The 20,798-nt window shown below is 64.2% G+C and carries 23 protein-coding genes; 11 read left to right on the top strand and 12 right to left on the bottom strand.

Annotated features, from left to right (window positions below; translation table 11 throughout):
* The first annotated feature begins 12 nt into the window (after positions 1-12).
* The 3 genes from KAK09_RS09280 to KAK09_RS09270 all read left to right on the top strand — a co-directional run bounded on the left by KAK09_RS09280 (position 13) and on the right by KAK09_RS09270 (position 2,947).
* Entirely contained in the window at positions 13-756 is a 744-nt protein-coding gene (locus KAK09_RS09280; protein ID WP_210878660.1) for an acetoacetate decarboxylase, read from the top strand.
* A 45-nt stretch (positions 757-801) separates the two neighbouring features.
* Positions 802-1,845, top strand: a complete 1,044-nt coding sequence (locus KAK09_RS09275) for a patatin-like phospholipase family protein (RefSeq protein ID WP_210878659.1) — start codon at positions 802-804, stop codon at positions 1,843-1,845.
* 457 nt (positions 1,846-2,302) lie between these two features.
* Positions 2,303-2,947 (top strand): YiaD family glycine zipper/OmpA-like lipoprotein, encoded by a 645-nt coding sequence (locus tag KAK09_RS09270; protein ID WP_210878658.1) that lies wholly within the window; start codon positions 2,303-2,305, stop codon positions 2,945-2,947.
* A 533-nt stretch (positions 2,948-3,480) separates the two neighbouring features.
* Here KAK09_RS09270 and KAK09_RS09265 read toward each other — a convergent pair.
* Positions 3,481-4,212 carry a Crp/Fnr family transcriptional regulator gene (locus KAK09_RS09265; protein WP_210878657.1) on the bottom strand — a complete coding sequence of 244 codons (732 nt, stop codon included), beginning with the start codon at positions 4,210-4,212 and terminating at the stop codon, positions 3,481-3,483.
* A gap of 173 nt (positions 4,213-4,385) precedes the next feature.
* Here KAK09_RS09265 and KAK09_RS09260 point away from each other — a divergent pair, with 173 nt between their 5' ends.
* Positions 4,386-4,619 (top strand): hypothetical protein, encoded by a 234-nt coding sequence (locus tag KAK09_RS09260; RefSeq protein ID WP_210878656.1) that lies wholly within the window; start codon positions 4,386-4,388, stop codon positions 4,617-4,619.
* Between the two features lie 80 nt (positions 4,620-4,699).
* On the opposite strand, the gene KAK09_RS09255 is transcribed toward KAK09_RS09260, so the two are convergent.
* Both KAK09_RS09255 and KAK09_RS09250 read right to left on the bottom strand, forming a co-directional pair.
* Positions 4,700-4,855, bottom strand: coding sequence for a DUF3309 family protein (locus KAK09_RS09255; protein ID WP_210878655.1), 156 nt, complete (start codon positions 4,853-4,855; stop codon positions 4,700-4,702).
* 274 nt (positions 4,856-5,129) lie between these two features.
* Positions 5,130-5,303, bottom strand: coding sequence for a CsbD family protein (locus KAK09_RS09250; protein ID WP_210878654.1), 174 nt, complete (start codon positions 5,301-5,303; stop codon positions 5,130-5,132).
* A gap of 284 nt (positions 5,304-5,587) precedes the next feature.
* Here KAK09_RS09250 and KAK09_RS09245 point away from each other — a divergent pair, with 284 nt between their 5' ends.
* Positions 5,588-6,769 (top strand): AI-2E family transporter, encoded by a 1,182-nt coding sequence (locus tag KAK09_RS09245; RefSeq protein ID WP_272491256.1) that lies wholly within the window; start codon positions 5,588-5,590, stop codon positions 6,767-6,769.
* On the opposite strand, the gene KAK09_RS09240 is transcribed toward KAK09_RS09245, so the two are convergent.
* Both KAK09_RS09240 and KAK09_RS09235 read right to left on the bottom strand, forming a co-directional pair.
* Positions 6,716-7,102, bottom strand: coding sequence for a hypothetical protein (locus KAK09_RS09240; protein WP_210878652.1), 387 nt, complete (start codon positions 7,100-7,102; stop codon positions 6,716-6,718). The genes KAK09_RS09245 and KAK09_RS09240 overlap by 54 nt on opposite strands.
* Positions 7,103-7,108: 6 nt before the next feature.
* On the bottom strand, positions 7,109-7,384 hold the full coding sequence (locus KAK09_RS09235) for a glycine zipper domain-containing protein (RefSeq protein WP_210878651.1): 276 nt from the start codon (positions 7,382-7,384) through the stop codon (positions 7,109-7,111).
* A gap of 82 nt (positions 7,385-7,466) precedes the next feature.
* On the opposite strand from KAK09_RS09235, the gene KAK09_RS09230 reads away from it, so the two are divergent.
* From KAK09_RS09230 to KAK09_RS09210, 5 genes are all read left to right on the top strand, one after another.
* Positions 7,467-7,766, top strand: coding sequence for a hypothetical protein (locus KAK09_RS09230; RefSeq protein WP_210878650.1), 300 nt, complete (start codon positions 7,467-7,469; stop codon positions 7,764-7,766).
* Between the two features lie 572 nt (positions 7,767-8,338).
* Positions 8,339-8,836: a VOC family protein gene (locus KAK09_RS09225; protein ID WP_210878649.1), complete on the top strand. Its 498-nt coding sequence runs from the start codon at positions 8,339-8,341 to the stop codon at positions 8,834-8,836.
* A 58-nt stretch (positions 8,837-8,894) separates the two neighbouring features.
* Complete coding sequence (locus tag KAK09_RS09220) at positions 8,895-9,761, top strand: branched-chain amino acid aminotransferase (RefSeq protein ID WP_210878648.1); 867 nt, start codon at positions 8,895-8,897, stop codon at positions 9,759-9,761.
* A 61-nt stretch (positions 9,762-9,822) separates the two neighbouring features.
* On the top strand, positions 9,823-10,356 hold the full coding sequence (locus KAK09_RS09215) for a glutathione peroxidase (RefSeq protein ID WP_210878647.1): 534 nt from the start codon (positions 9,823-9,825) through the stop codon (positions 10,354-10,356).
* A 51-nt stretch (positions 10,357-10,407) separates the two neighbouring features.
* Positions 10,408-12,474 (top strand): HelD family protein, encoded by a 2,067-nt coding sequence (locus KAK09_RS09210; RefSeq protein ID WP_210878646.1) that lies wholly within the window; start codon positions 10,408-10,410, stop codon positions 12,472-12,474.
* Positions 12,475-12,479: 5 nt separating this feature from the next.
* On the opposite strand, the gene tdh is transcribed toward KAK09_RS09210, so the two are convergent.
* The 7 genes from tdh to mtgA all read right to left on the bottom strand — a co-directional run bounded on the left by tdh (position 12,480) and on the right by mtgA (position 20,241).
* Positions 12,480-13,502, bottom strand: a complete 1,023-nt coding sequence (gene tdh, locus KAK09_RS09205) for an L-threonine 3-dehydrogenase (protein WP_210878723.1) — start codon at positions 13,500-13,502, stop codon at positions 12,480-12,482.
* A gap of 16 nt (positions 13,503-13,518) precedes the next feature.
* A complete protein-coding gene (locus KAK09_RS09200; protein WP_210878645.1) occupies positions 13,519-14,439 on the bottom strand; it encodes a PLP-dependent cysteine synthase family protein in 921 nt (306 codons plus the stop codon).
* A complete protein-coding gene (locus KAK09_RS09195; RefSeq protein WP_210878644.1) occupies positions 14,436-15,632 on the bottom strand; it encodes a glycine C-acetyltransferase in 1,197 nt (398 codons plus the stop codon). The genes KAK09_RS09200 and KAK09_RS09195 overlap by 4 nt, the downstream gene beginning before the upstream one ends.
* Before the next feature lie 77 nt (positions 15,633-15,709).
* A complete protein-coding gene (locus KAK09_RS09190; protein ID WP_210878643.1) occupies positions 15,710-17,710 on the bottom strand; it encodes a hydantoinase/oxoprolinase N-terminal domain-containing protein in 2,001 nt (666 codons plus the stop codon).
* Positions 17,707-18,738 (bottom strand): tRNA epoxyqueuosine(34) reductase QueG, encoded by a 1,032-nt coding sequence (gene queG / locus KAK09_RS09185; protein ID WP_210878642.1) that lies wholly within the window; start codon positions 18,736-18,738, stop codon positions 17,707-17,709. The genes KAK09_RS09190 and queG overlap by 4 nt, the downstream gene beginning before the upstream one ends.
* Positions 18,739-18,804: 66 nt before the next feature.
* Positions 18,805-19,470, bottom strand: a complete 666-nt coding sequence (fzlA, locus tag KAK09_RS09180; RefSeq protein WP_210878641.1) for an FtsZ-binding protein FzlA — start codon at positions 19,468-19,470, stop codon at positions 18,805-18,807.
* A 57-nt stretch (positions 19,471-19,527) separates the two neighbouring features.
* The gene (gene mtgA, locus KAK09_RS09175) at positions 19,528-20,241 is read right to left on the bottom strand and encodes a monofunctional biosynthetic peptidoglycan transglycosylase (RefSeq protein ID WP_210878722.1); all 714 of its coding nucleotides are present in this window, start codon (positions 20,239-20,241) and stop codon (positions 19,528-19,530) included.
* 146 nt (positions 20,242-20,387) lie between these two features.
* Between mtgA and KAK09_RS09170 the strand changes: the two genes are divergently transcribed.
* Complete coding sequence (locus tag KAK09_RS09170) at positions 20,388-20,780, top strand: DUF983 domain-containing protein (protein ID WP_210878640.1); 393 nt, start codon at positions 20,388-20,390, stop codon at positions 20,778-20,780.
* Positions 20,781-20,798 lie beyond the last annotated feature (18 nt).

Below are 20,798 nucleotides of genomic sequence, written 5' to 3'. Positions count from 1 at the left end.
GGACACGACGCCATGAACAAGGACGAGATCCTGTCGCTCGCTGGGATGCCGCCGGGCAATCCGAGCTATCCTTTCGGCCCCTACCGCTTTGTCGGTCGGCAATATTTCAACATCATCTATGAGACCGACCCAGCCGCGATCCGCGCCATGGTGCCCGAGCCGCTGAAGCCCGACGGATCCGGCACCGTGGTCTACGAATGGATCGATATGCCCGACAGCTCCGGTTTCGGCGCCTATCAGGAATCAGGTATCGTCATACCCTGCACGCTGGATGGCAAGCCGGTCAACTACACCGCGATGATGTTTCTCGATATCGAGCCGCCGATCACCGCGGGGCGCGAGATCTGGGGCTTTCCAAAGCGCTGGGGCGAGCCATCCCTGCGGGTGGAAAAGGACACGCTCACCGGCACGCTCAACTATGCCGGGCAGCGGGTGGCGATGGGCACCATGGTTTACAAGCATGAAAGTGCCTGCGACGATGCCGCCACCTGCGCGGCCAAGCTTGCAAAAACGGTCGTGAACCTCAAGCTGATCCCCTGTGTGACCGGCGGCCCCCGCATCGCCGAACTTGTCGCGTTCGAGATGACGGACATCACCGTCAAGGGCTTCTGGCGGGGCCGCGCGCGGCTGCACCTCGTGCCGCATGTCAATGCGCCGGTGGCAGACCTGCCGGTGCGCCGCATCGTCGAGGGCCAGCATATCATCGCCGACCTGTCGCTGCCCTACGGCCGCGTCGTGCACGACTATCTGGCCTGAGCGCCGTGCGGTCAGCGCATCCCAAACCGAAGAAGGACCAATCGCATGGCGCCGAAGACCAAACTCGTCAATCTCGCCCTGCAGGGGGGCGGTGCGCATGGCGCCTTCACCTGGGGGGTTCTGGACCGCATTCTCGAAGACGGGCGGCTGCAGATCGCCGGGGTATCGGGTACCTCGGCTGGCGCGATGAACGCGGTGGCGTTGGCGGATGGCTTCACCCGTGACGGTCCCGAGGGCGGGCGCGCGGCGCTCGATCACTTCTGGCGCTGCATGAGCGACGGCGCGAGGAACAGCCCGCTGAAGCGCACGCCCTATGACAAGCTGACCGGCAACTGGGGGCTGGAGAATAACCCCATCTATCACGCCATGGACGCGCTGTCGCGGATCGCCTCGCCCTATCAGATCAACCCGATGAACAGCAATCCGCTGCGCGATCTGGTGGAGGAGAGCATAGACTTCGACAGGGTGCGCCGATGCACCGCCTTCAAGCTCTACATCTCGGCCACCAATGTGGAGAGCGGCAAGGTCAAGGTCTTTCCGCGCGAGGCGCTGACGCTGGACATGGTGATGGCTTCGGCCTGCCTGCCGCATCTCTACCAGGCGGTCGAAATCGACGGCGTGCCCTACTGGGATGGCGGTTACATGGGCAATCCGTCGCTGTTTCCGTTTCATGGCGAAACCGGCACCGACGACATAGTGGTGATCCAGGTCAACCCGATCGAGCGAAAGGGCGCGCCGAAGACACCGCAAGACATCCAGAACCGGATGAACGAGATCAGCTTCAATGGCAGCCTGCTTAAAGAACTGCGTGCGATCGATTTCGTCGACCGGCTGATCTGCCAGGGCAAGCTCTCGGCCGAGGATTATCGGCAGGTGCGGGTGCATGTCATAGAGAACCAGGCCGAACTGAAGCCGCTGGGCGCTTCGTCCAAGATGAATGTGGAATGGGATTTCCTGACCATGCTGCGCGATATGGGCCGGGAGACCGCCACGCGCTGGCTGGACGAGAACTTCGCGGCCATCGGAGAGCGATCGACCGTCGATCTGCGCGAGATGTTCCAGGGAATCGGCGCCCAGCACCAGGGTTAAGGACGATTGCAACTGCGGCGGCCATCGGCCCTGCCGGCGTTGATATTTCCCGCACATGGCGGGCGGAACGCGGACTGATGCCGGTGCGGCAATGCACATGCGGCATTCCTGCAGGAACGGACGCTCGGAGGGCTACGGAGATGCCTCACACCGGCGCTGTTGGTAAGATGGGCTGAGTGGTTCGTCTCGTGGCTGCGCCGTTATGGCTGGAGGGCATGAGCAGACCGACACCCCAGACCTGCAAGACCCGCATCTGGCCCAGAAGCAATGACGCGCTGATGCGCCGCAGCTCGCTGACGATCCGGTTCAATCTTGCCATGACCAGGCAGGTCGTTCGAACCAACATCGGGCTGACACAGATCAGCATGTCCCATGGGTATTCCTGCCATTGTCTGTTTCATTCGGGGGACCGCATGGCTTTTGCATTGCGGGTGCGCCCCAAGAAAGGACATGCAGGATGGGCAGCCGGGGAAGAACGATTGCGATCGCTGTCACGGCGGCATCGCTGGCACTTGTGGGGTGTACGAACACTGACGGAACAAGCAATCAGACCGGCACTGGCGCGATCATCGGCGGCTTGACAGGCGCGGCGGCAGGACAGGTGATCGGCGGCGACACCAAGGCAACTGTGATCGGTGGCGCCATCGGGGCGGCCGTTGGTGGCGCGATCGGAGCGCAGATGGCCGCGCAGGAGCGGGAACTGCGCCGATCTCTGGCAGGCACTGGGGCTGATGTAACCAACACAGGCTCGCAGTTGCGGGTCATCCTGCCGGAATCGGTGACTTTCCGCACCGCATCGTCAGTGGTCGATCCCGGATTCCGCCCCGCACTGCGCGCTGTGTCTGAAAGCCTGCGGCAGCATCCGAACTCGACGGTCCGGGTGATCGGCCACACGGACAATGTCGGCTCGGCGGCCTACAACAACCAGCTCAGCCAGGAACGGGCGATGGCCGTCGCGCGGGAACTGATCGCGGCCGGCACGTCTGCCGCCCGGATAACGGTTTCCGGCCGAGGCTTTTATGAGCCGATCACCTCGAATGCGAGCGCAGCCGGGCGGGCGCAGAACCGCAGGGTGGAAATCGTTATCACACCGACAAACTGAGCGCAGTCGATGGCTTCGAGAAATGCGACGGGCCGGGGTCGATGCCCGCGCCCGTTTTTTTCTTGCATGCACGGCCTTGGGGCTCGGCGAAACTATTGCTTGAAATACCAACATGCATCAGTCTGGTCCACAGGGTTCGTCGATAAGATTCCTGAGACGGCAACAGATTCCGCCGTCAATCGTTTGTCACGAGTGATGGCGAGGCTCTCCCGCTTGGCAACCGAGCATCGTTCCGGTCCGGCGGGAAGGCTTCGTCAATTCGAACAGGCGAAAAAGGACGAAGCGCGTGGAAGTGAAATCCTCCGTGCCGCATACCGCCGAGAGGATGAAAATCGTCAAGGCGGCCTGAGACAAGGCGCCGGCCGGACCCAAGAAGGATGCGGCGCTGAAGCATTACTAGGCGGCCGAAAAGGTGATGGCCGCAAAGCACGATGGCGAGTGCAGCCGCGAGCTTGATGCAGCGACCAAAGCGCTCGCGTAATCCACGCCTGTTGCGAAACTCTCCCCTCCGGCGCGACTCGCCGGAGAGACCTTCACCGCAGCAGCGGTCCATTCTGATCGAGATAGGCCGTGTCGAATGTGGCGAGCGTCGTGAGGCGCCCGAAGTCGTCGAAGGTCACGCGCCCCTTCTGGAAGGTGACGAGCCCCTCCTCGCGCAGATGGCGCAGGACGCGGTTCACATGCACGGCGCTGAGCCCCAGAGCATCGGCGAGATGATACTGGGTCACGGGGCAGTCGTAGCCCGTCCTGTCGCCCAGCCCCACCAACGCAAGCCGCGTGGCGAATTCCAGAAGGAAATGGGCCATGCGTTCCTCGGCCGAGCGGCGGCCGATACTGACCAGATGCTCCACCACCATCGCCTCATCACGCGAAGCCGCCCAGAGAACAGCGGTGGCCAGTCGCGGCGCCCGCGCGAAGGCGTCGAGAATGTCGGAGGCGAGTATCTCGGACGCCTCGATGCGGGTCACCGCCTCGAGGCTGTGATCCGATGTGCGGAACAGGATGCTGCGCAACCCGAGGAAATCGCCAGGGATATGGAAGTCCACGATCTGCCGCTCGCCGTCGGGTAAAAGCTTGTAGGAACAGGCCCAGCCTTTCGCCAGCACGAAGGCCGATGAGCCTGTCTGCCCCTCATGGATCATCTCGTGCCCCGGCTGAAAGCTCCGCCGGCGACGGTCAAAGCCCGCCAGCGTCGCAAGGTCGGCGTCCGAGAGCGCGACGAAGGCCGAGAGTTTGCGGGTGAGCGGGCTGAGTTCAGTCAGCATGAATGGTCCAATCGGGATCTGCAGCTTCCGGTTCGCTAACGGATATATCCGGAAAAGAGCGGTGTCAGACTGCTGTAAATCAGTTCAGGATATCAGATCAGGGCTATGATCGCGAGATGTTCCGGGCATTGTCGAGCGGAACCCCCGTCCCCAGAGCGAAGGCGCAACCGACCATGACCGTCCCCAACGACATTGCCGGAACCGCTGCGCTCGCCATTTGCGAGTCGCTCTTGCTCGCACTGAACGATCACAAGATCCTGCCGGAGAGGGAGGTTGTCGGGGTTCTCAAGGATGCTGCGGCGGCACATGAAAATGCGCCTAAGGGCGACAGGGATGCGCTGAATGCGGCGGTGGCGACTTTGATCAACGGTATCCTCGCCGGTGGCAACTCGGTGCGCCGCCGCTGAGCGCGGCTACCCCACGGCGAGGTTGCCGGACCGTCCGGTTGTTCCGAGGCACATTGCCTCGGACCTTGGCGATCAGCCTGCTACAGGCGCCCTGTCAGCACAAGGACAATGAGCACCACCAGAATCAGACCGATGGTGCCGCTGGGGCCATAGCCCCAGGAGCGGCTGTGCCGCCAAGTGGGTAGCACGCCGAGGAGCATCAACACGAGAATGACGATCAAGATGGTACTGAGCATGATACGGCTCCTGTTTTCGGTTTCGCATTGATTGGCCCCGCCACGCGAGGGACGTCGCGGCGGGACCATCCGGCAGAGACATCAGCCCTTGCGGGAGCCATCCTTTGCCCTGCCGGTTGGGTTGTGGAACGCCGCGTCGGTCTGGCTGGGACTGCCTTCGCACTCGCGGGATTTGTAGGCGCTCGGCACCTTGACGCCCTTCGGCGTTCCGGTTCCGGGCTTCTACTTGTCTTTCACCGGTTTGACCTTTCATTGCGGCTGAACGATTGCGCAATCAACTCGTGCGCAGAGCGTCCCTGGCCTTGCCATACGCCTTCTGAATCGTGCCTTCGGCCTTTTCGATCTTGCCTTCGGCCTCTAGGGTCGGGTTGCCGACAAGCTTGCCCGCCTGTTGCTTGACGGTGCCCTTGGCCTGCTTGACGGTTCCCTTGATCCGGTTCTTGTCCATGTTCCAAACTCCATCGATTTTAGAAGGGCGCCGCGCATGGCCCACAGAGTCGGGCGGCCGAACGGCACTGCCAACGTCACCTTTGCAGTTTGCCGCCCGCGCGACCCTAACCTGGATCAGCAGGACGTGTGGTCGTGGCTGATATTGTCCACCGCGTCCGATGACGCTGCCCCGCAGCATGCTGTGACTTGCAAAGCGCAGAAGCATGCCCATCCGCTTGGGGGCGGGCGCAATAGGCACGGGTATCCTGCCCGCTGATCAGTTCGAAAAGGCTGCCACCCAACATGCCGGAAGATCATCCAGACCTTGACCGCGCGATTGCGCGCGGTGCGCCACCCCTCGGGTGGTTCTCCGCAATTGATCGTGGCGGGCTCCAGACTGTGTTTCTCGGCGTCATCGCGGGGGTGAGCATGCTCGCGGCGCTGAACGCCGCCAGCCTGATCGCGATCCCGACGGTGCTGGCGGTTCTCTGCGCCATCGCCCTCGTGCCCGCTGTCCAGACGCTGGAACGTACCGGGGTGCCCACGTCGCCCTGTGCCGCGCTGGTCGTCGGCGGGCTGCTTCTCGGGGCTGCGACGGCCGTCTATGCGCTTGCCCCCTCGGCCGAGGCGTGGAACGAACGGGCGCCGCAGATCCTGCGCGAGATGGAACGCCGCGTGCGCGAGATCCTGTCCGGATTGTCGACTACGTTTGACACCGGCACCAATGCCCCACACATAGTAGAAACTGGCCCGCCGCTGGCCGAAGCACCGCCTGACACGGCAGACCATACGGTGGAAAGGCTTGTTGAGGGTGGCCAGCGCCTGCTGGCGGACTGGGCCATCGGTGCCCCGAGGCTGGCGGCAGGGGCGGCATTGTGGGCGATGCTGACCTTCTTCCTGTTACGCGACCGGGTGATGCTTGCCCGCTGGGGAATGTCGCTTGTGCCGGACGCATCGACACGTCGGGCGGTCGGCCGGGCAATGCGCGATGTGCGCACCAATGTCGCCCGTTACCTGCTGGCAATCACCGCCGTGAATCTCGGGCTGGGGCTGTGCATCGGGGTCGCGTTCCAGCTGCTCGGCGTGGCGAACGCCCCGCTGTGGGGGGTGGCCGCGGCGCTTGCAAACTTCATGCCCTTCATCGGAATCGCCATCATGGCGCTGGTCACGCTGGGTGTCGGCATCGTGTCGTTCGAGGACCCGCTCGTTGCCTTTGCACCCTTCGCCGTGGTGGTGGTGCTGAATATGATCGAAAGCCAGGTGGTCACGCCGATGGTGGTCGGCGCGCGCCTCCGGATCGCCCCCATTGCCATCTTTGCCGGAATTGTGTTCGGAGCCTGGCTTTGGGGGGCTGCGGGTGCGCTGGTCGCCACACCGACCTTGATCGTCGCTGTAGCGTTCGTGCGACGGCTCAATGCCGCCGCGCACCTGTCACCGCCGTTGCATCAAAGCGAAGGCCGCGAGGAAGGCCGCGACGGGCAGTAACGGCCGGGCTGAGCGGGAGAGCGCTGCGGCCAGGACGATATCGGCCCTGGCCTGACGACGCGCAACCGCACGCTGTTCGGCGCGGCGCGCCGACAGCTTGCGCCCGAGCAGATACACGGCCAGCGCAAGTGCCGCGAACACGCTGGCGACAATCAGCGCCGCCAGCGGGAAACCGACCTCGGCAGTGAGTGCGACGAGCACGGCAGCCACCATCAGCGCAACGGCTACGCCACCAAAAACCAGCGTCGCAATCCCCGTTGCGACCCGCTCCACCGCATCCCCTGCGAGCGCGGAAAGACCGGTGCGAAGCGGGTCAAGTAGCGGGATTGCCATGACCCCTCAGCCCTTGCGCACGACAAGTCCGAGCAGCAGCCCAAGGCCCGCAGCGATCCCGACAGCAGCCAGAGGATGTTCCAGCACGGCATTGGTGGCGGTCTCGCGGGCGTCGCGGCCGGTCTGGCTGATCTGTCTTCCCGCACTGTCGACCCCCTCGGCCACGTCACCCGTGATTGTCGAGGCAAGCTTCATCAGATCAGCGCGCAGGGTCTCGATCTGCTGGCTGATATCTTCGGGCGAGGGCGCGGTTTTCGCGGTCTGTGTGACGGTGGCACTCATTCTGTTTCTCCGGTCATGGGTCGAACGCACCGGATCGTGCCGGTGCACACATTCGCGCCCCGTGGCCGAAGCAGATCGGCCCGTGGCATTCTATCGGCGCAAAAGCTGCGCGGGCTTGCCGATCTCGCTGCGCTCAACGCAGGCCGAGATAGCCCAGGATGAACATGACGATCACCACGAGCCCAACTATCCAGATGATCTGGTTCATTTTGTTCAAGCCCTTCTAAATTCCGACCATTGGTCGCTCATCGGCTCTACATTGATCTTTTACCTGGACGGCACCACAACATGGATCAGTCAAGTGCTTCCATCGACACGCAACTCGGCATCCTGGGTCGCGACGCACAAACTGGCTCGGCGCAAAAAGGGCGCGCTTGGCTGATCTGCATCAACCTTGGCATGGCGCCATTGGGCCAAGGTCAAATCTGACAAATGAAGCCTCGTTCGCGAAAGCGCATGTTTCAGAATTCCGAAAAACACAGGGCGGCCCAGAGGGGTCGTCGAAACTGCTGTGTTCCAAACCTCCGGAGCAGTCCACCAAAGAACAACGCCGGTTTCTCAATGCCTGCGCGCGGGGACCAGAAACTGCGCCGGTTCAAGTCCCTCTCCTATGCAGCCCGGTCGTGGCCGAAAGAGCGACGCATCATTGCCCGCATCGAGATCGACCCCATCCGCCTTCTGTTCAACGCCCTCGCGCCGCAAAAACCGGAGGCCGATCACACATGCGATCGGCACAAAGCGCCTATTGGAAAAAGCCACTCAGAGGCAGCAGTGAGGGCCTCATGAATTATGCGGGTTAGGATGGTTCGGGCAGGGGTCTGTTGCGCCGCTTCGTCTCATTCAGTTTGCGGGCGATCCGGACCCGCACATATTCTGCGCCTCCTTGCGGAATTGCAGGTTGGGGGGGCGGGGTGCATCATCTGGGGTGTCAAGATCATTTCAGGAGCCACGTCAATGACCACTCCCGTCCATCCCGCTACCCGTATCGGCCATGTTCACCTCAAGGTGGCCGACCTTGAGCGCGCCATCGGGTTTTACTCCGGCGTGCTCGGCTTCGAGCTTCAGCAATATTACTCCGGCGGGCGCGCGGCGTTTCTCTCGGCGGGGGGCTATCACCACCATATCGGGCTGAACACCTGGGAAAGCGCCGGTGGCACACCGCCGCCGCCGGGGCATACCGGGCTCTACCACACTGCCTTTCTCTACCCTGACCGGGTGGCGCTAGCCGATGCGGTGCGGCGCGTGATCAAGGCGGGTATTCCGCTTGACGGGGCCGCCGATCACGGGGTGAGCGAGGCGGTCTATCTGAGCGATCCGGACGGCAACGGGGTCGAGCTTTACCGCGACAAGCCCGAGGCTGACTGGCCACGCGACGCGGAGGGGCGGCTTGCCATGGTCAATGCGCGGCTTGATCTTGACGCACTTCTGGACGAGGCCCCGGCGCGCGGCTGACCCCTCTGGACGCAGGCCCGCGCGCGGCCTAACCTCGCGTCAGACAGGAGGACAGCGCATGGCGACAGGCACCAATATCCGCACCTATTTCGACGGGCGCTGGCACGACGGCGATCTGGCGGTGATGAAGGCCGCAGATCACGCCATGTGGCTTGGCACCTCGGTCTTTGACGGGGCGCGGTTCGTCGAGGGGATCGCCCCCGATCTTGACCTCCATTGTGCCCGCGTCAACGCCTCGGCGCGCGCGCTGATGATCACGCCGACGCTGAGCGCGGGCGAGATCGAGGAGATCGTCTGGGACGGGCTGTCGGCCTATCCAAAGGGTGCGGCGATTTATATCCGCCCGATGTATTGGGCGCTCGAGGGCGGGTATCTGGGCGTGCTGCCCAAGGAGGGGGCGACCGGCTTTGCCATCAGTCTCGAGGAGATCCCGATGCCGCCTCCGGGCACCGCCACCACGCTTTGCCGCACGCGCTTCCGCCGCCCGGTGCTTGAGGATGCGGTGGTGAATGCCAAGGCGGGTTGCCTTTATCCGAACAACGCGCGCATGCTGAAAGAGGCGCGCGACCGCGGCTTTGGCAACGCACTTGTCGCCGACGCGCTTGGCAATGTGGCCGAGACGGCGACCGCCAATGTGTTTGCCGTGAAGGATGGTGAGGTGTTCACCCCGATCGCCAACGGCACCTTTCTCGCCGGGATCACACGCGCGCGCCATATCGACAACATGCGTCGTGAGGGCATGACCGTGCATGAGACGGTGATGAGTTTCGCCGACTTCGAGGATGCGGATGAGGTGTTCCTCTCGGGCAATCTGATGAAGGTGACGCCTGTCTCCGCCTTCGAGGACCGGCAATATCAGCCCGGCCCGGTCACCGGGCGTGTGCGCGAGATGTATTGGGATTGGGCCCATTCGTCGCAGTCATGACGCCCCGGTGATCCGCGCGCGGCCCTGGCCCGTATCTCTGCCAGACAACAGGAGGGTTATCATGCGCCTGATCGCCGCCATTTTCGCCACGCTTCTCGCTCTGCCCGCCGCCGCGCTCGATCTGGCCGCACCCTTCGGCAATATCGACGGCGGCGAGATCCGCCTCAGTGACTGGAAGGGCCAGCCGGTTCTTGTCGTCAACACAGCCTCGCGCTGCGGCTTTACCCCGCAATATGACGGTTTGCAGGCGCTCTATGACCGCTACCGCGACGCAGGGTTGATCGTGCTTGCCGTGCCGTCCAACGATTTCCGGCAGGAACTGGCCAGCGAGGCCGAGGTCAAGGAATTCTGCGAGGTGAATTTCGGTCTCGACATCCCGATGACGACGATCACCCCGGTGAAAGGTGCGGGCGCGCATCCGTTCTATGCCTCGCTCGCAGCCGAGACGGGGTTTCAGCCCGCCTGGAATTTCAACAAGGTTCTGATTACCCCCGATGGCCGCGTTGCGGGCACCTGGGGATCGCGCACCAAGCCGCTCTCGCCCGAGATTACGAGGCAGATCGAGAACCTGCTGCGCCAGACCCCGCAGGGTTGACAGGCCCGGTCACGGCCACTAGGCCAAGTTGCCACATGACCAGAGGCTTGCATGAGTGACGTTGAAACCCAGGAGGCACAGCACCTTTCCGCCTGTCTTGTAGCGATCAACGAGAATCTCGGCCTGCTCACCTGCAGGCTGTCGGACTATGGGCGCGAGATACAGGAGAGCCACGACCACATGTGGGAGGCGCGGCGCGACATGGACCACCTCGACAAGGCGGCCATGCGGCAATCCATCGACCAGATGATGCGTTCTTCGGACGTGCTGCGCGCGCAACAGATCAAGCTTGAGAAACTGCGCAAATCCCCTTACTTCGGCCGCTTCGACTTTGCCCGCACCAGCGCGCAGGCGACTGCCTTTTACATCGGCGTGCACGATTTTCGCGACGAGACCAACGGCGCGGCCTGGGTCCATGACTGGCGTGCGCCGGTCTCGTCGCTGTTCTACGATTTCGAGACCGGCCCCGCCCATTATGACGCTCCTTCGGGCCGCATCGCGGGCGATCTCACACTCAAGCGGCAATTCCGCATCCGCGACAGCCGGATGGATTTCATGCTCGACGTGTCGGTGAACATCGTCGATGACGTTCTCCAACGCGAGTTAAGCCGCGCCAGCGACGAGGGCATGAAGAACATCGTCGCGACCATCCAGCGCGACCAGAACGCCATCATCCGTGATGCCGAGGCGCATACGCTGATCATTCAGGGCGTGGCCGGGTCGGGCAAGACCTCGATCGCGCTGCACCGCATCGCCTTTCTGCTCTACCGCTTCAAGGATACGCTCACCTCGTCGGATATTCTCATCATCTCCCCCAACCGGGTCTTTGCCGATTACATCGGTAACGTTCTTCCCGAACTGGGCGAAGAAACCGTCCCAGAAATCGGGATGGAGACGCTGGCCGCACAGCTTTTGGGCGGCAACCTCCGCTTTCAGAGCTTCTTTGAGCAGACTACCCATCTGCTCGAAACCGACGATCAGGCCGCGCAGGAGCGCATCCGCGCCAAGGCCACGCCCGAATTCCTCGCCCAGATCGCGGCCTATGCCACCCATCTGGACAAGACCACCTTTGTCGGTGCGGACGTGGTGATCCGCAAGCGCCCGCTGCCAGGTTTCGTCTTCGAGACCGCCTGGGCGCGATACGCAAGCCTGCCCGCCAACGAGCGCGTGACCGCCACCGCCAATTCGGTCATCGGCCAGTTTCAGGATCAATACCGCATCGAATTGCGCAAGGAAGAGCGCGCCACGATCCGCACCGCCCTGCGCGGCATGATTCGTCGCACCACCCTGCGCAAGGCCTACAAGGAATTCTTCGACTGGATCGAGCGGCCTGATCTGTTTCAGCTCACGGGTGGGCGGCTTGAATATGCCGATGTCTTCCCGCTCATCTATCTCAGGATGCGGCTTGAGGGGCTGGAAAACCCGTGGTCGGGCGTCAAGCATCTGCTGGTGGACGAGATGCAGGACTACACGCCGGTGCAATATGCGGTGCTCGATCACCTCTTTCCCTGTCGCAAGACGATCCTTGGTGACGCGACACAGGCGGTCAATCCCTATAGCGCCTCAAGCGCCGAGAGCATCGCAAAGGTGCTCAGATCCGCGATCCGCGTGACGCTCAACAAAAGCTACCGCTCAAGCTGGGAGATCATGCAATTCGCGCTGGCCATCGCGCCCAACCCCGACCTTATCGCCATGGAGCGTCATGACGAGGCGCCGCGCGTGCTCAGCGTGCCCGACCGCGTCTGCGCGATGGACGAGATCGCCCGCACCATCGCCGCTTTCCACGCCTCCGAACACACCAATCTCGCGCTGATCGCCAAGACACAGAAGGCCGCCGCGCGGCTGCACCGCGATCTGGAAAAGGCCGGGATCGAGGCGCGGCTGCTCGACGCCGACAGCACCGGCTTTGCCAGCGGCGTCATGGTGTGCACCGCCCATCTCGCCAAGGGGCTGGAATTCGACCGCGTCATCATCCCCGACGCCAATGCCGAAACTTACCGCACCGAAATGGACCGCAACCTGCTCTACGTCGCCTGCACCCGCGCCATGCACCGGCTGACGCTCCTCGCGATCGGCGCGCCTTCGGCGCTCTTGCCGCAGGATCGCGTGGCGGCCTGAGCGCCTTACCAGTCCATCACCACCTTGCCGGAATTGCCCGAGATCATCGCGGCAAAGCCCGCCTCGAAATCGTCGATCCCGATCCGGTGGGTGATCAATCCCGACACATCCAGCCCCGATTGCACAAGGGCGATCATCTTGTACCAGGTCTCGAACATCTCGCGGCCATAGATGCCCTTGATATGCAGCATCTTGAAAATCACCGCGTTCCAGTCCACCGGGAATTCGGTCGGCGCGATGCCCAGAAGCGCAACCTTGCCGCCATTGTTCATCCGCGCGATCATCTGCTGCATGGCAGGCGCCGCGCCTGACATCTCCAGCCCCACGTCGAACCCCTCGGTCATGCCGATCGCGTCCATCACGTCGCGCAGCGTCTCGCGACTTACATCGACCACATGCTGCACCCCCATCCGCTTGGCAAGGTCAAGCCGGTAGGGGTTGATGTCCGTAATCACCACCTTGCGCGCGCCCGCCTTCTGCGCGACCAGCGCGCCCATGATGCCGATGGGTCCGGCCCCCGTGACCAGCACATCCTCGCCCACCAGATCGAAACTCAGCGCAGTGTGCACCGCATTGCCGAACGGATCGAAAATCGCCGCGATCTCGTCAGGGATGTCCTCGGGGATCGGCACCACGTTCATCTCGGGGATACAGACATATTCCGCGAAACTGCCGGGCCGATGCACCCCCACCCCCTTGGTATTGCGGCACAGATGCCCGCGCCCGGCGCGGCAATTGCGGCAGGTGCCGCAGACGATATGGCCCTCGCCAGAAACCCGCTGTCCGATCTTGTATTTCACCGCCGCAGGCCCGCAATCGACGATCTCACCGACGAATTCATGACCCACCACCATCGGCACCGGCACGGTTTTCGCGCTGAATTCATCCCATTTCCAGATATGCACATCGGTGCCGCAAATGGCGGATTTGCGCACCTTGATCAGCACATCCGACGGGCCTACCTCCGGCACCGGCACATAGTCCATCCACAGCCCCGGCTCGGGCCGTGATTTCACCAGCGCCTTCATCTCGTTGGTCATCGGATCACTCCCACAAATCGGTGCTTAGATATTTCAACCCGCTGTCGCAGATCACAAAGGCCACGCAACCGCCGCGCTCGGGACCTTGCAGGAGCCTGATCGCCGCAGCCAGATTAGCCCCGGCGGAATAGCCGCCGAAAATGCCCTCTAGCCGCGCCAGCAGCCGCGCATGATCCGCCGCCTCGGCCCCCGAGACCGTCACCTCGCCCGCCAGATCGGCCCCGTCCAGATGCACCAGATTGGGCATCCCATAACCGCCCCCCTGGATCGGATGATCCGCGCGATCAGGGTTCACCGCATAGCACGGCACCCCCAGAGGCGCAAAGAACCGCGCTGCGCCGCCCACCGTGCCGCCCGAGCCGACAAAATCGCAGAACGCGGTCACCGCGTGGCCCGACTGCTCCCAGATTTCGGGCGCGGTGCCGGTCGCGTGGGCCTCCGGATTGCCCGCCCGCGCGAACTGATCGGCCCGGAACGCGGCCCTTTCCCGCGTGATCCGCTGCGCGGCCGCCTCGACCAGCGCCAGATCCGCCCCCGACACCTCTCCCGGCTTGGCCCCTTCGGCTTGCGGAACAAGCACCACCACCGCCCCTAGCGCACGCATCATCCGCGCGCGTTCCTCAGAATTGCCCACACTCATCACGGCGACAAAGGGATGGCCAAGCACCGCGCAGACAATCGCCAGCCCGGTGCCCATGTTGCCCGAGGTCAGTTCCACCACGGTCTGCCCGTCGCGCAACGCCCCGCTCTCTCGCGCCGACTCTATGATCGCCCGCGCAGCGCGGTCTTTCTTGGAAAAGCCGGGGTTGAGATAGTCCAGCTTGGCCAGCAAGCGTCCCTCAAGGCCAAGCGCCTCTCGGACACGGCGCAATTCGACCAAAGGCGTGCCGCCAATTGCCTCGATCACAGAGGGGAGGGGCGTCATGCAATGACCCCAAGGTCACGCCCCACCGCCTCAAAGGCATCAATCGCCCGGTCCAGCATCCCGCGCGTGAGACCTGCGCTCATCTGCGTGCGGATGCGGTCCTGATCCTTCGGCACCACCGGAAACGAGAACGCCGTCACATAAACGCCCCGCTCGTTCAGACGTGCCGCCATCTCCTGCGCCAGTTTCGGATCGCGCAGCATGACCGGGATGATCGCATGTTCGCCCGGCAACAGCTCGAACCCAAGCATGCCCATCCGCTCCCGGAAATACGCCGCATTCTCCCACAGCAGCGCGCGCCGCCCGGCCCCGTCCTGCAACAGGTCAAACACCTTCAGAGACGCCCCCGCAATCACCGGCGCCAGCGTGTTGGAGAACAGATAGGGCCGAGACCGCTGCCGCAGCCAGTCCACCACCTTAGCACTTGCCGCCGTATAGCCCCCCGACGCGCCCCCCAGCGCCTTGCCCAAAGTGCCGGTCAGTATATCGACCCGCTCCATCACCCCGAACCGCTCCGGCGTGCCGCGCCCGCTCTCGCCGACAAACCCCGTGGCGTGGCAATCATCCACCATCACCAGCGCATCATACCTTGCCGCCAGATCACAGATCTCATCGAGGGGCGCATAGGTGCCATCCATCGAAAACACACCATCCGTGGCAATCAACCGATGCCGCGCGCCCGCCGCGTCCTGCAAACACCGCTCCAGATCGGCCATGTCGCGATTGGCATAGCGATACCGCTGCGCCTTGCACAGCCGCACCCCGTCGATGATGCTGGCATGGTTGAGCGCATCAGAGATAATCGCATCCTCCGACCCAAGAAGGGTCTCGAACAGGCCGGTATTGGCATCAAAGGCCGCCGCATAGAGGATCGCATCCTCCTTGCCGAGATACCCGGCAATCCGCGCCTCCAGCGCCTTGTGCTCCTCCTGCGTGCCGCAGATAAAGCGCACGCTCGCCATGCCGAATCCATAGCGGTCCAGCGCCGCATGCGCCGCCGTGATCACCTCCGGGTGATCCGCCAGCCCGAGGTAATTGTTGGCGCAGAGGTTCACCACCTCCCGCCCATCCGCTAGCCGCACTTCCCCCGCCTGCATCGAGGAAATCACCCGCTCCACCTTGTAAAGCCCGTCCTCGCGCAAGCCGTCGAGCCGCGCCGCCATATCCGCGTCAAACCGATCCGCTGCCGCCATGTCACCCTCCGTTTCACCGTTCCCGAAATACTCCGGGGGAGTCGCCCGTCGGGCGACGGGGGCAGCGCCCCCACTCTTCAGACGGCGATCCTTGGCCGTCCACTTGCCTCTACCACGATTTCGGCCTCCAGAAACACCCGCCTTGCCTCGGCCTGCGCTTCTTTGACCTCCCGCCGGGCGGCAAGATGTATATCGACCGCCCCCGCCGCCTCGGCCTCGGCCCGCGCCTCGGCGCGCAAAACTGCCTCCAGTGCCGCCATCGCCGCCTCTGAGGCGGCATAATCCTGCGGTCCGCTCTCCAGATGCACCCGGTATTTGCCCTCGGCGGGCGATGTCACCGTGCCCGCGCGCCGGATCGTCACGCGCCCCACCACCGCGCCAATCGCATTGGCCACACCGCCATGCGCAGGCAGGATCATCTCACAGCCCAACCGCGCGCCCACAGCGCCATAATAATTCGCCGCCGAGGCCCCAAGCCCGATCACCGGCACCGCCAGCCCGCTCTCGATCCGCACCAGCCCGCGGTGCCCGTCAAGGCCCCTCTGCATCAACACATGCTCCGCCAGCGCCGCAGGCGAGAGGCCAAAATCCATCTTCTCCTCAGCAAAAGCAGTCTCTAACAAAGCCAAACTCGTCTGATACGTGAGGCGATCGACGATCATCCGCGCCAGATGTTCCGCCCCCTCCGCCAGCCGGTTGCCCGATCCCGTCCGCTTGCGCGCCACCAGTTCCAGCGCCATGCGCGCGGCCTCGGCATCCCAACTGTCCAAGCCGCCCAACACATGGCTTGCATCCGACGGTGTAATGCCCGCGACCTGCACCAAACCCCGGCGCACCAACCGGGTCAGCGCGGCCCCATCCATTCGGGTTCTGAGCACCTTGCCAACGGCGCATACATCGACCCCAATCCGGCCCAACAGCGCCTCTTCACGCTCGCCAAGGCCCCCGGCTTCGATCCCCGGCACCGCGCGCACGAACCGCGCGTCCTGCTCTCCGGGGGCCGCGGTGCGCAACTGTTCCTCCAGCACGACATGCACCGCCGCGCGGGCCTCTGCCGCCATCAGGCTCACCGGCACCACCCGCCGCGGGCCAAGGGTCACGCCCCCTTCCAGCCCCTCGTCGCGCACATGCACCTCGCTGTCACCGCCCAGCCCAAAGGTCCGCATCGCCACCGCTTCGACCATGGTGCGCCACGGACCCACTCGCGCGCCTTCGGGGTCAATCGCCGGTCGCCCCGCGCGCAGCACCGCCACATCGGTTGTCGTTCCGCCAATATCCGACACCAGCGCATGTTCGGCCCCGGTCAGCCAACGCGCGCCCACAATGCTCGCCGCCGGCCCGCTCAGGATCGTTTCGATGGGCCGTTCCCGCGCCTGATCCGCGCTGATCAATGCCCCGTCGCCCCGCACCACCATCAAGGGCGCATGGATGCCCAGCTCTCGCAGCTTGCCCTCGGCCCGGTCGATCAGCCGCGCGATCATCCCGATCAGCCGCGCATTGAGCAGCGCGGTCAGCGCCCGTTTCGGCCCGTTGAGCTTGGCCGACAGATGATGCGACAGGCTCACGGGCCGCCCCGTGACCGCGCGGATCATCTCTGCCGCCGCCAGTTCATGCGCTGGATTACGGGTGGCAAAAAGCGAGGCCACCGCATAGGCTTCGGCCCCTGTCCCAGTCTCTAACCATGCCAAAAGGGCGTCTTTATCCAGCGGCATCGCCTCGCCCCCGGCGTGGTTATGGCCACCGCCCAGCACAATCGCCGGATCGCCGCCCAGCGCCTCGGCCAGCCCATGCGCCTGCAAATCCGCCGCGCGAAACCCGATATAGACAAGGCCCGCGCGCCCGCCTTGCCCCTCGACCAGCGCATTGGTCGCCAGCGTGGTCGAGAGAGAGGCAAGGCCGATCTCGCCCACATCCGCCCCGCTCGCGCGCAGCACCGCCTCCACCGCGTGCCCGATCCCCACCGCCAGATCGTGCCGCGTGGTCAATGCCTTGGCCGAGGCCACCACCTCGGCCTCGTTCCGGATCAGCACCGCATCGGTATAGGTTCCGCCCGTATCGACCCCCAGCAAAAGCGTCACCGTCCCAGCCTTTCCAGTGCCCAGCGCGCCGCATCCGCGACCGCTGCGTCCTCATGCCCCAGATGGCCGCGCGCCACGACGCGCAGCCGTGCCTGCCCCGAATTGCCGATGGCATATAAAACGTTGCGCAAAAACCGTGTCCAGCCGATCCGCTTGATCGGACTGCCCGAGAACCGTTCCCGAAACCCGGCTTCACCCAACCCCGCCAGATGCTCCAGCGAGGGCGCGACAAGATCGGCGCGCGCGGCATAGCGCACCTCCCGTGCCTCGACCGCAAACTTGTTCCAGGGACAAACCGCCAGACAATCGTCGCAGCCATAGATGCGGTTCCCCAACAAGGACCGCAAATCCTCATCGACCGGTCCCTTGTGCTCGATCGTGAGATAGGAAATGCAGCGCCGCGCATCGAGCTGATAGGGCGCGGGAAAAGCCTGTGTCGGGCAGATATCGAGACAGGCCCGACACGAGCCGCAATGATCAACCTCCGCCGGATCAGTCTCCAGGTCCAGCGTCGTGAACACCGACCCGATGAAGAACCAGTTGCCAAGCTCCCGGCTCACCAGATTGGTATGCTTGCCCTGCCAGCCCAAACCCGCCGCCTGCGCCAGCGGTTTCTCGGGCACCGGCGCGGTATCGACAAACACCTTCACCTCGCCCCCGGCCTCCTCGATCAGCCAGCGCGCCAGTCGCTTGAGCCGCTTCTTGACGGTGTCGTGGTAATCACGGCCCCGCGCATAGACCGAGATGTTGCCGCAGTCCCGCCGCGCCAGCCCGGCAAGTGGATCGCCTTCCGGCGTATAGCTTTCGCCCAGCACGATCACCGTGCGCGCGTCGGGCCAGAGCACCTCGGGCGCGCCCCGCCAATGACTACGCTCTTCCAGCCACGCCATCTGTCCGTGATACCCCCGCGCCAGAAACGCCGCCAATCGCTCTGGCACATGACCCACATCCCAAGGACGACATAACCGACAGGCGTCGAACCCCTCGGCGCGCGCCTGCGCGACCAGTCTCTGTTTCATCCCATCCATGCGTCTTCTGGCCCCAAATATCCCGGGGTGAATTGGCCGCAGGCCAAGAGGGGCAGCGCCCCTGACCTAGAAATCCAGATCGGCATAATGCGCAGGCGGCGGGAAGCCGGGCACCTGATCGGCCAGAAGCCCCCGGAACGCGGGCCGCGACTTGATTTTGGCATACCAATCCTTGACCACCTCCGAACGGTGCCAGTCCACATCCGAGATATAGTCCAGCGACGACAGATGCGCCGCCGCCGCAAAATCCGCCAGCGTCATCACATCGCCTGCCAGCCAGCGGCGATGATCCAGAAGCCAGGCCATGTAATCGAGATGAAACTTGATTGCCCGCGCCCCGTCCTTGACATTGCGGCTGTCGGGAAAGCCCTGTTTCATCATCTTCTTGTTCACCCGCTCATAGAGCAGCTTCGAGGTGACCTCGGCATGAAACTTGTCGTCGAACCAGCCCACAAGGCGGCGGACCTCATAGCGCGCCTCCGGCCCATTGGGCATAAGCGGCGGGGTAGGGTGCTTTTCCTCGATGAATTCGCAGATCGCGGCGCTTTCGGCCATGGTCAGCCCGTCCATGCGCAGGACCGGCACCTTGCCCGCCGGGTTGCGGCGCAGGAAATCGGCGTCCTGCTCCCAGTAGCGTTCCTCGACCAGTTCGCATTCGATCCGCTTTTCGGCCAGAACAAGCCGCACCTTGCGACAATAGGGCGAGAGCGGGACGTGATAGAGACGGGCCATCGGTCACCTGCGCAGAACACGGGAATTGCCCCTCAATGCCCGCTTCGGGCGCGGGATTCAATCCTCGAAACAGGCGGCGCGACCGTCGCGGGCGATGGTGGCCGCCCCATCCATGATCCGTGCGGCGCGGCGGCGCTGGCGCTCCGTCGGGCGGCTGGCCGAGCGCCCCTTGGGATCGGGCAGCACGGCGGCAAGGCGCGCCGCCTGCACCGGGCTCAGGTCGGCGGCGCTCACTCCGAAATAATGCCGCGCGGCCGCTTCGACGCCGAAAACCCCTTCGTCGAACTCGGCCACGTTGAGATAGACCTCAAGCATGCGCCGCTTGGGCCAGGCTGTCTCCATCACCGGCGTGATCATCGCCTCAAGCGCCTTGCGGCCCCAGTTGCGCCCATGCCAGAGCCACACGTTCTTGACCACCTGCTGACTGAGCGTAGAGGCGCCGCGGCCCGACCCTTCCGCGATGGCCGTGCGAATCGCCCCCATGTCAAAGCCCCAGTGCAGACAGAAATTCGCATCCTCCGCCGCCACGACAGAGCGCGCCATCACCGGTGCGATCCGCGCCATCGGCACCCAGTCCTGTGCCACCCCGCCAAGGCGCCGCCCTTCCTGCCAGATATAGATCGTGGTGGGCGGGTTCACCCAGCGGTAGCCAATGATCAGGACCGCCAGAAGCACGACGGCGGCCAACACCGCCCGCAACACCCATCGCCGCACGAATGCCAGCGGTCTGACCCGCCCGACCTTTGCTGATTTTTTGCGCGCCCGTGCCATGGCCCAGCTATAGCCGTCAATGCGCCGGGGCAAAACACCCTGCTTGCAGGGTGCGGATTTGCGACATGGCGCCGCAAGGACAGGCTGTCATCTTCAAATTTCCATCGCGTCGCCTCATGTTAACGCCACCATCAAAGGGGACAGTCATGCGCGACACCACGCTCACCGCCGAGGCCGATCGCCCGGTCAAGCCCGCCATGTGGCGTGGGTTTCAAGGCAAGTGCCCCAATTGCGGGTCCGGCCCGATCCTGCGCAGCTATCTCACCGTGCGCGATCATTGCCCGGTCTGTCAGGAAGACCTCAGTCATCATCGCGCCGACGATGGCCCGGCTTATCTGACGATCCTCATCGTCGGGCATCTCATGGCTCCGCTCCTGATGATCGTGTTCGAGACGTGGCGCCCAGAGCCGCTCGTGCTCTTCACCATTTTCGCCATTGGCACCATCGCGCTCTCGCTCTACCTTCTGCCCCGGCTCAAGGGGGCCATTGTCGGGCTGCAATGGGCCAAGCGGATGCACGGGTTCGGCGCGCAGGACTGAGCCCCGCTCGGAAGGGGA

Source organism: Roseovarius autotrophicus, from assembly GCF_018069895.1.
In the GTDB taxonomy this organism is placed as follows: Bacteria; Pseudomonadota; Alphaproteobacteria; order Rhodobacterales; family Rhodobacteraceae; genus Roseovarius; species Roseovarius autotrophicus.
The sequence above is the reverse complement of the archived record's forward strand: the minus strand, read 5'-3'. Positions and strand labels throughout refer to the sequence as shown.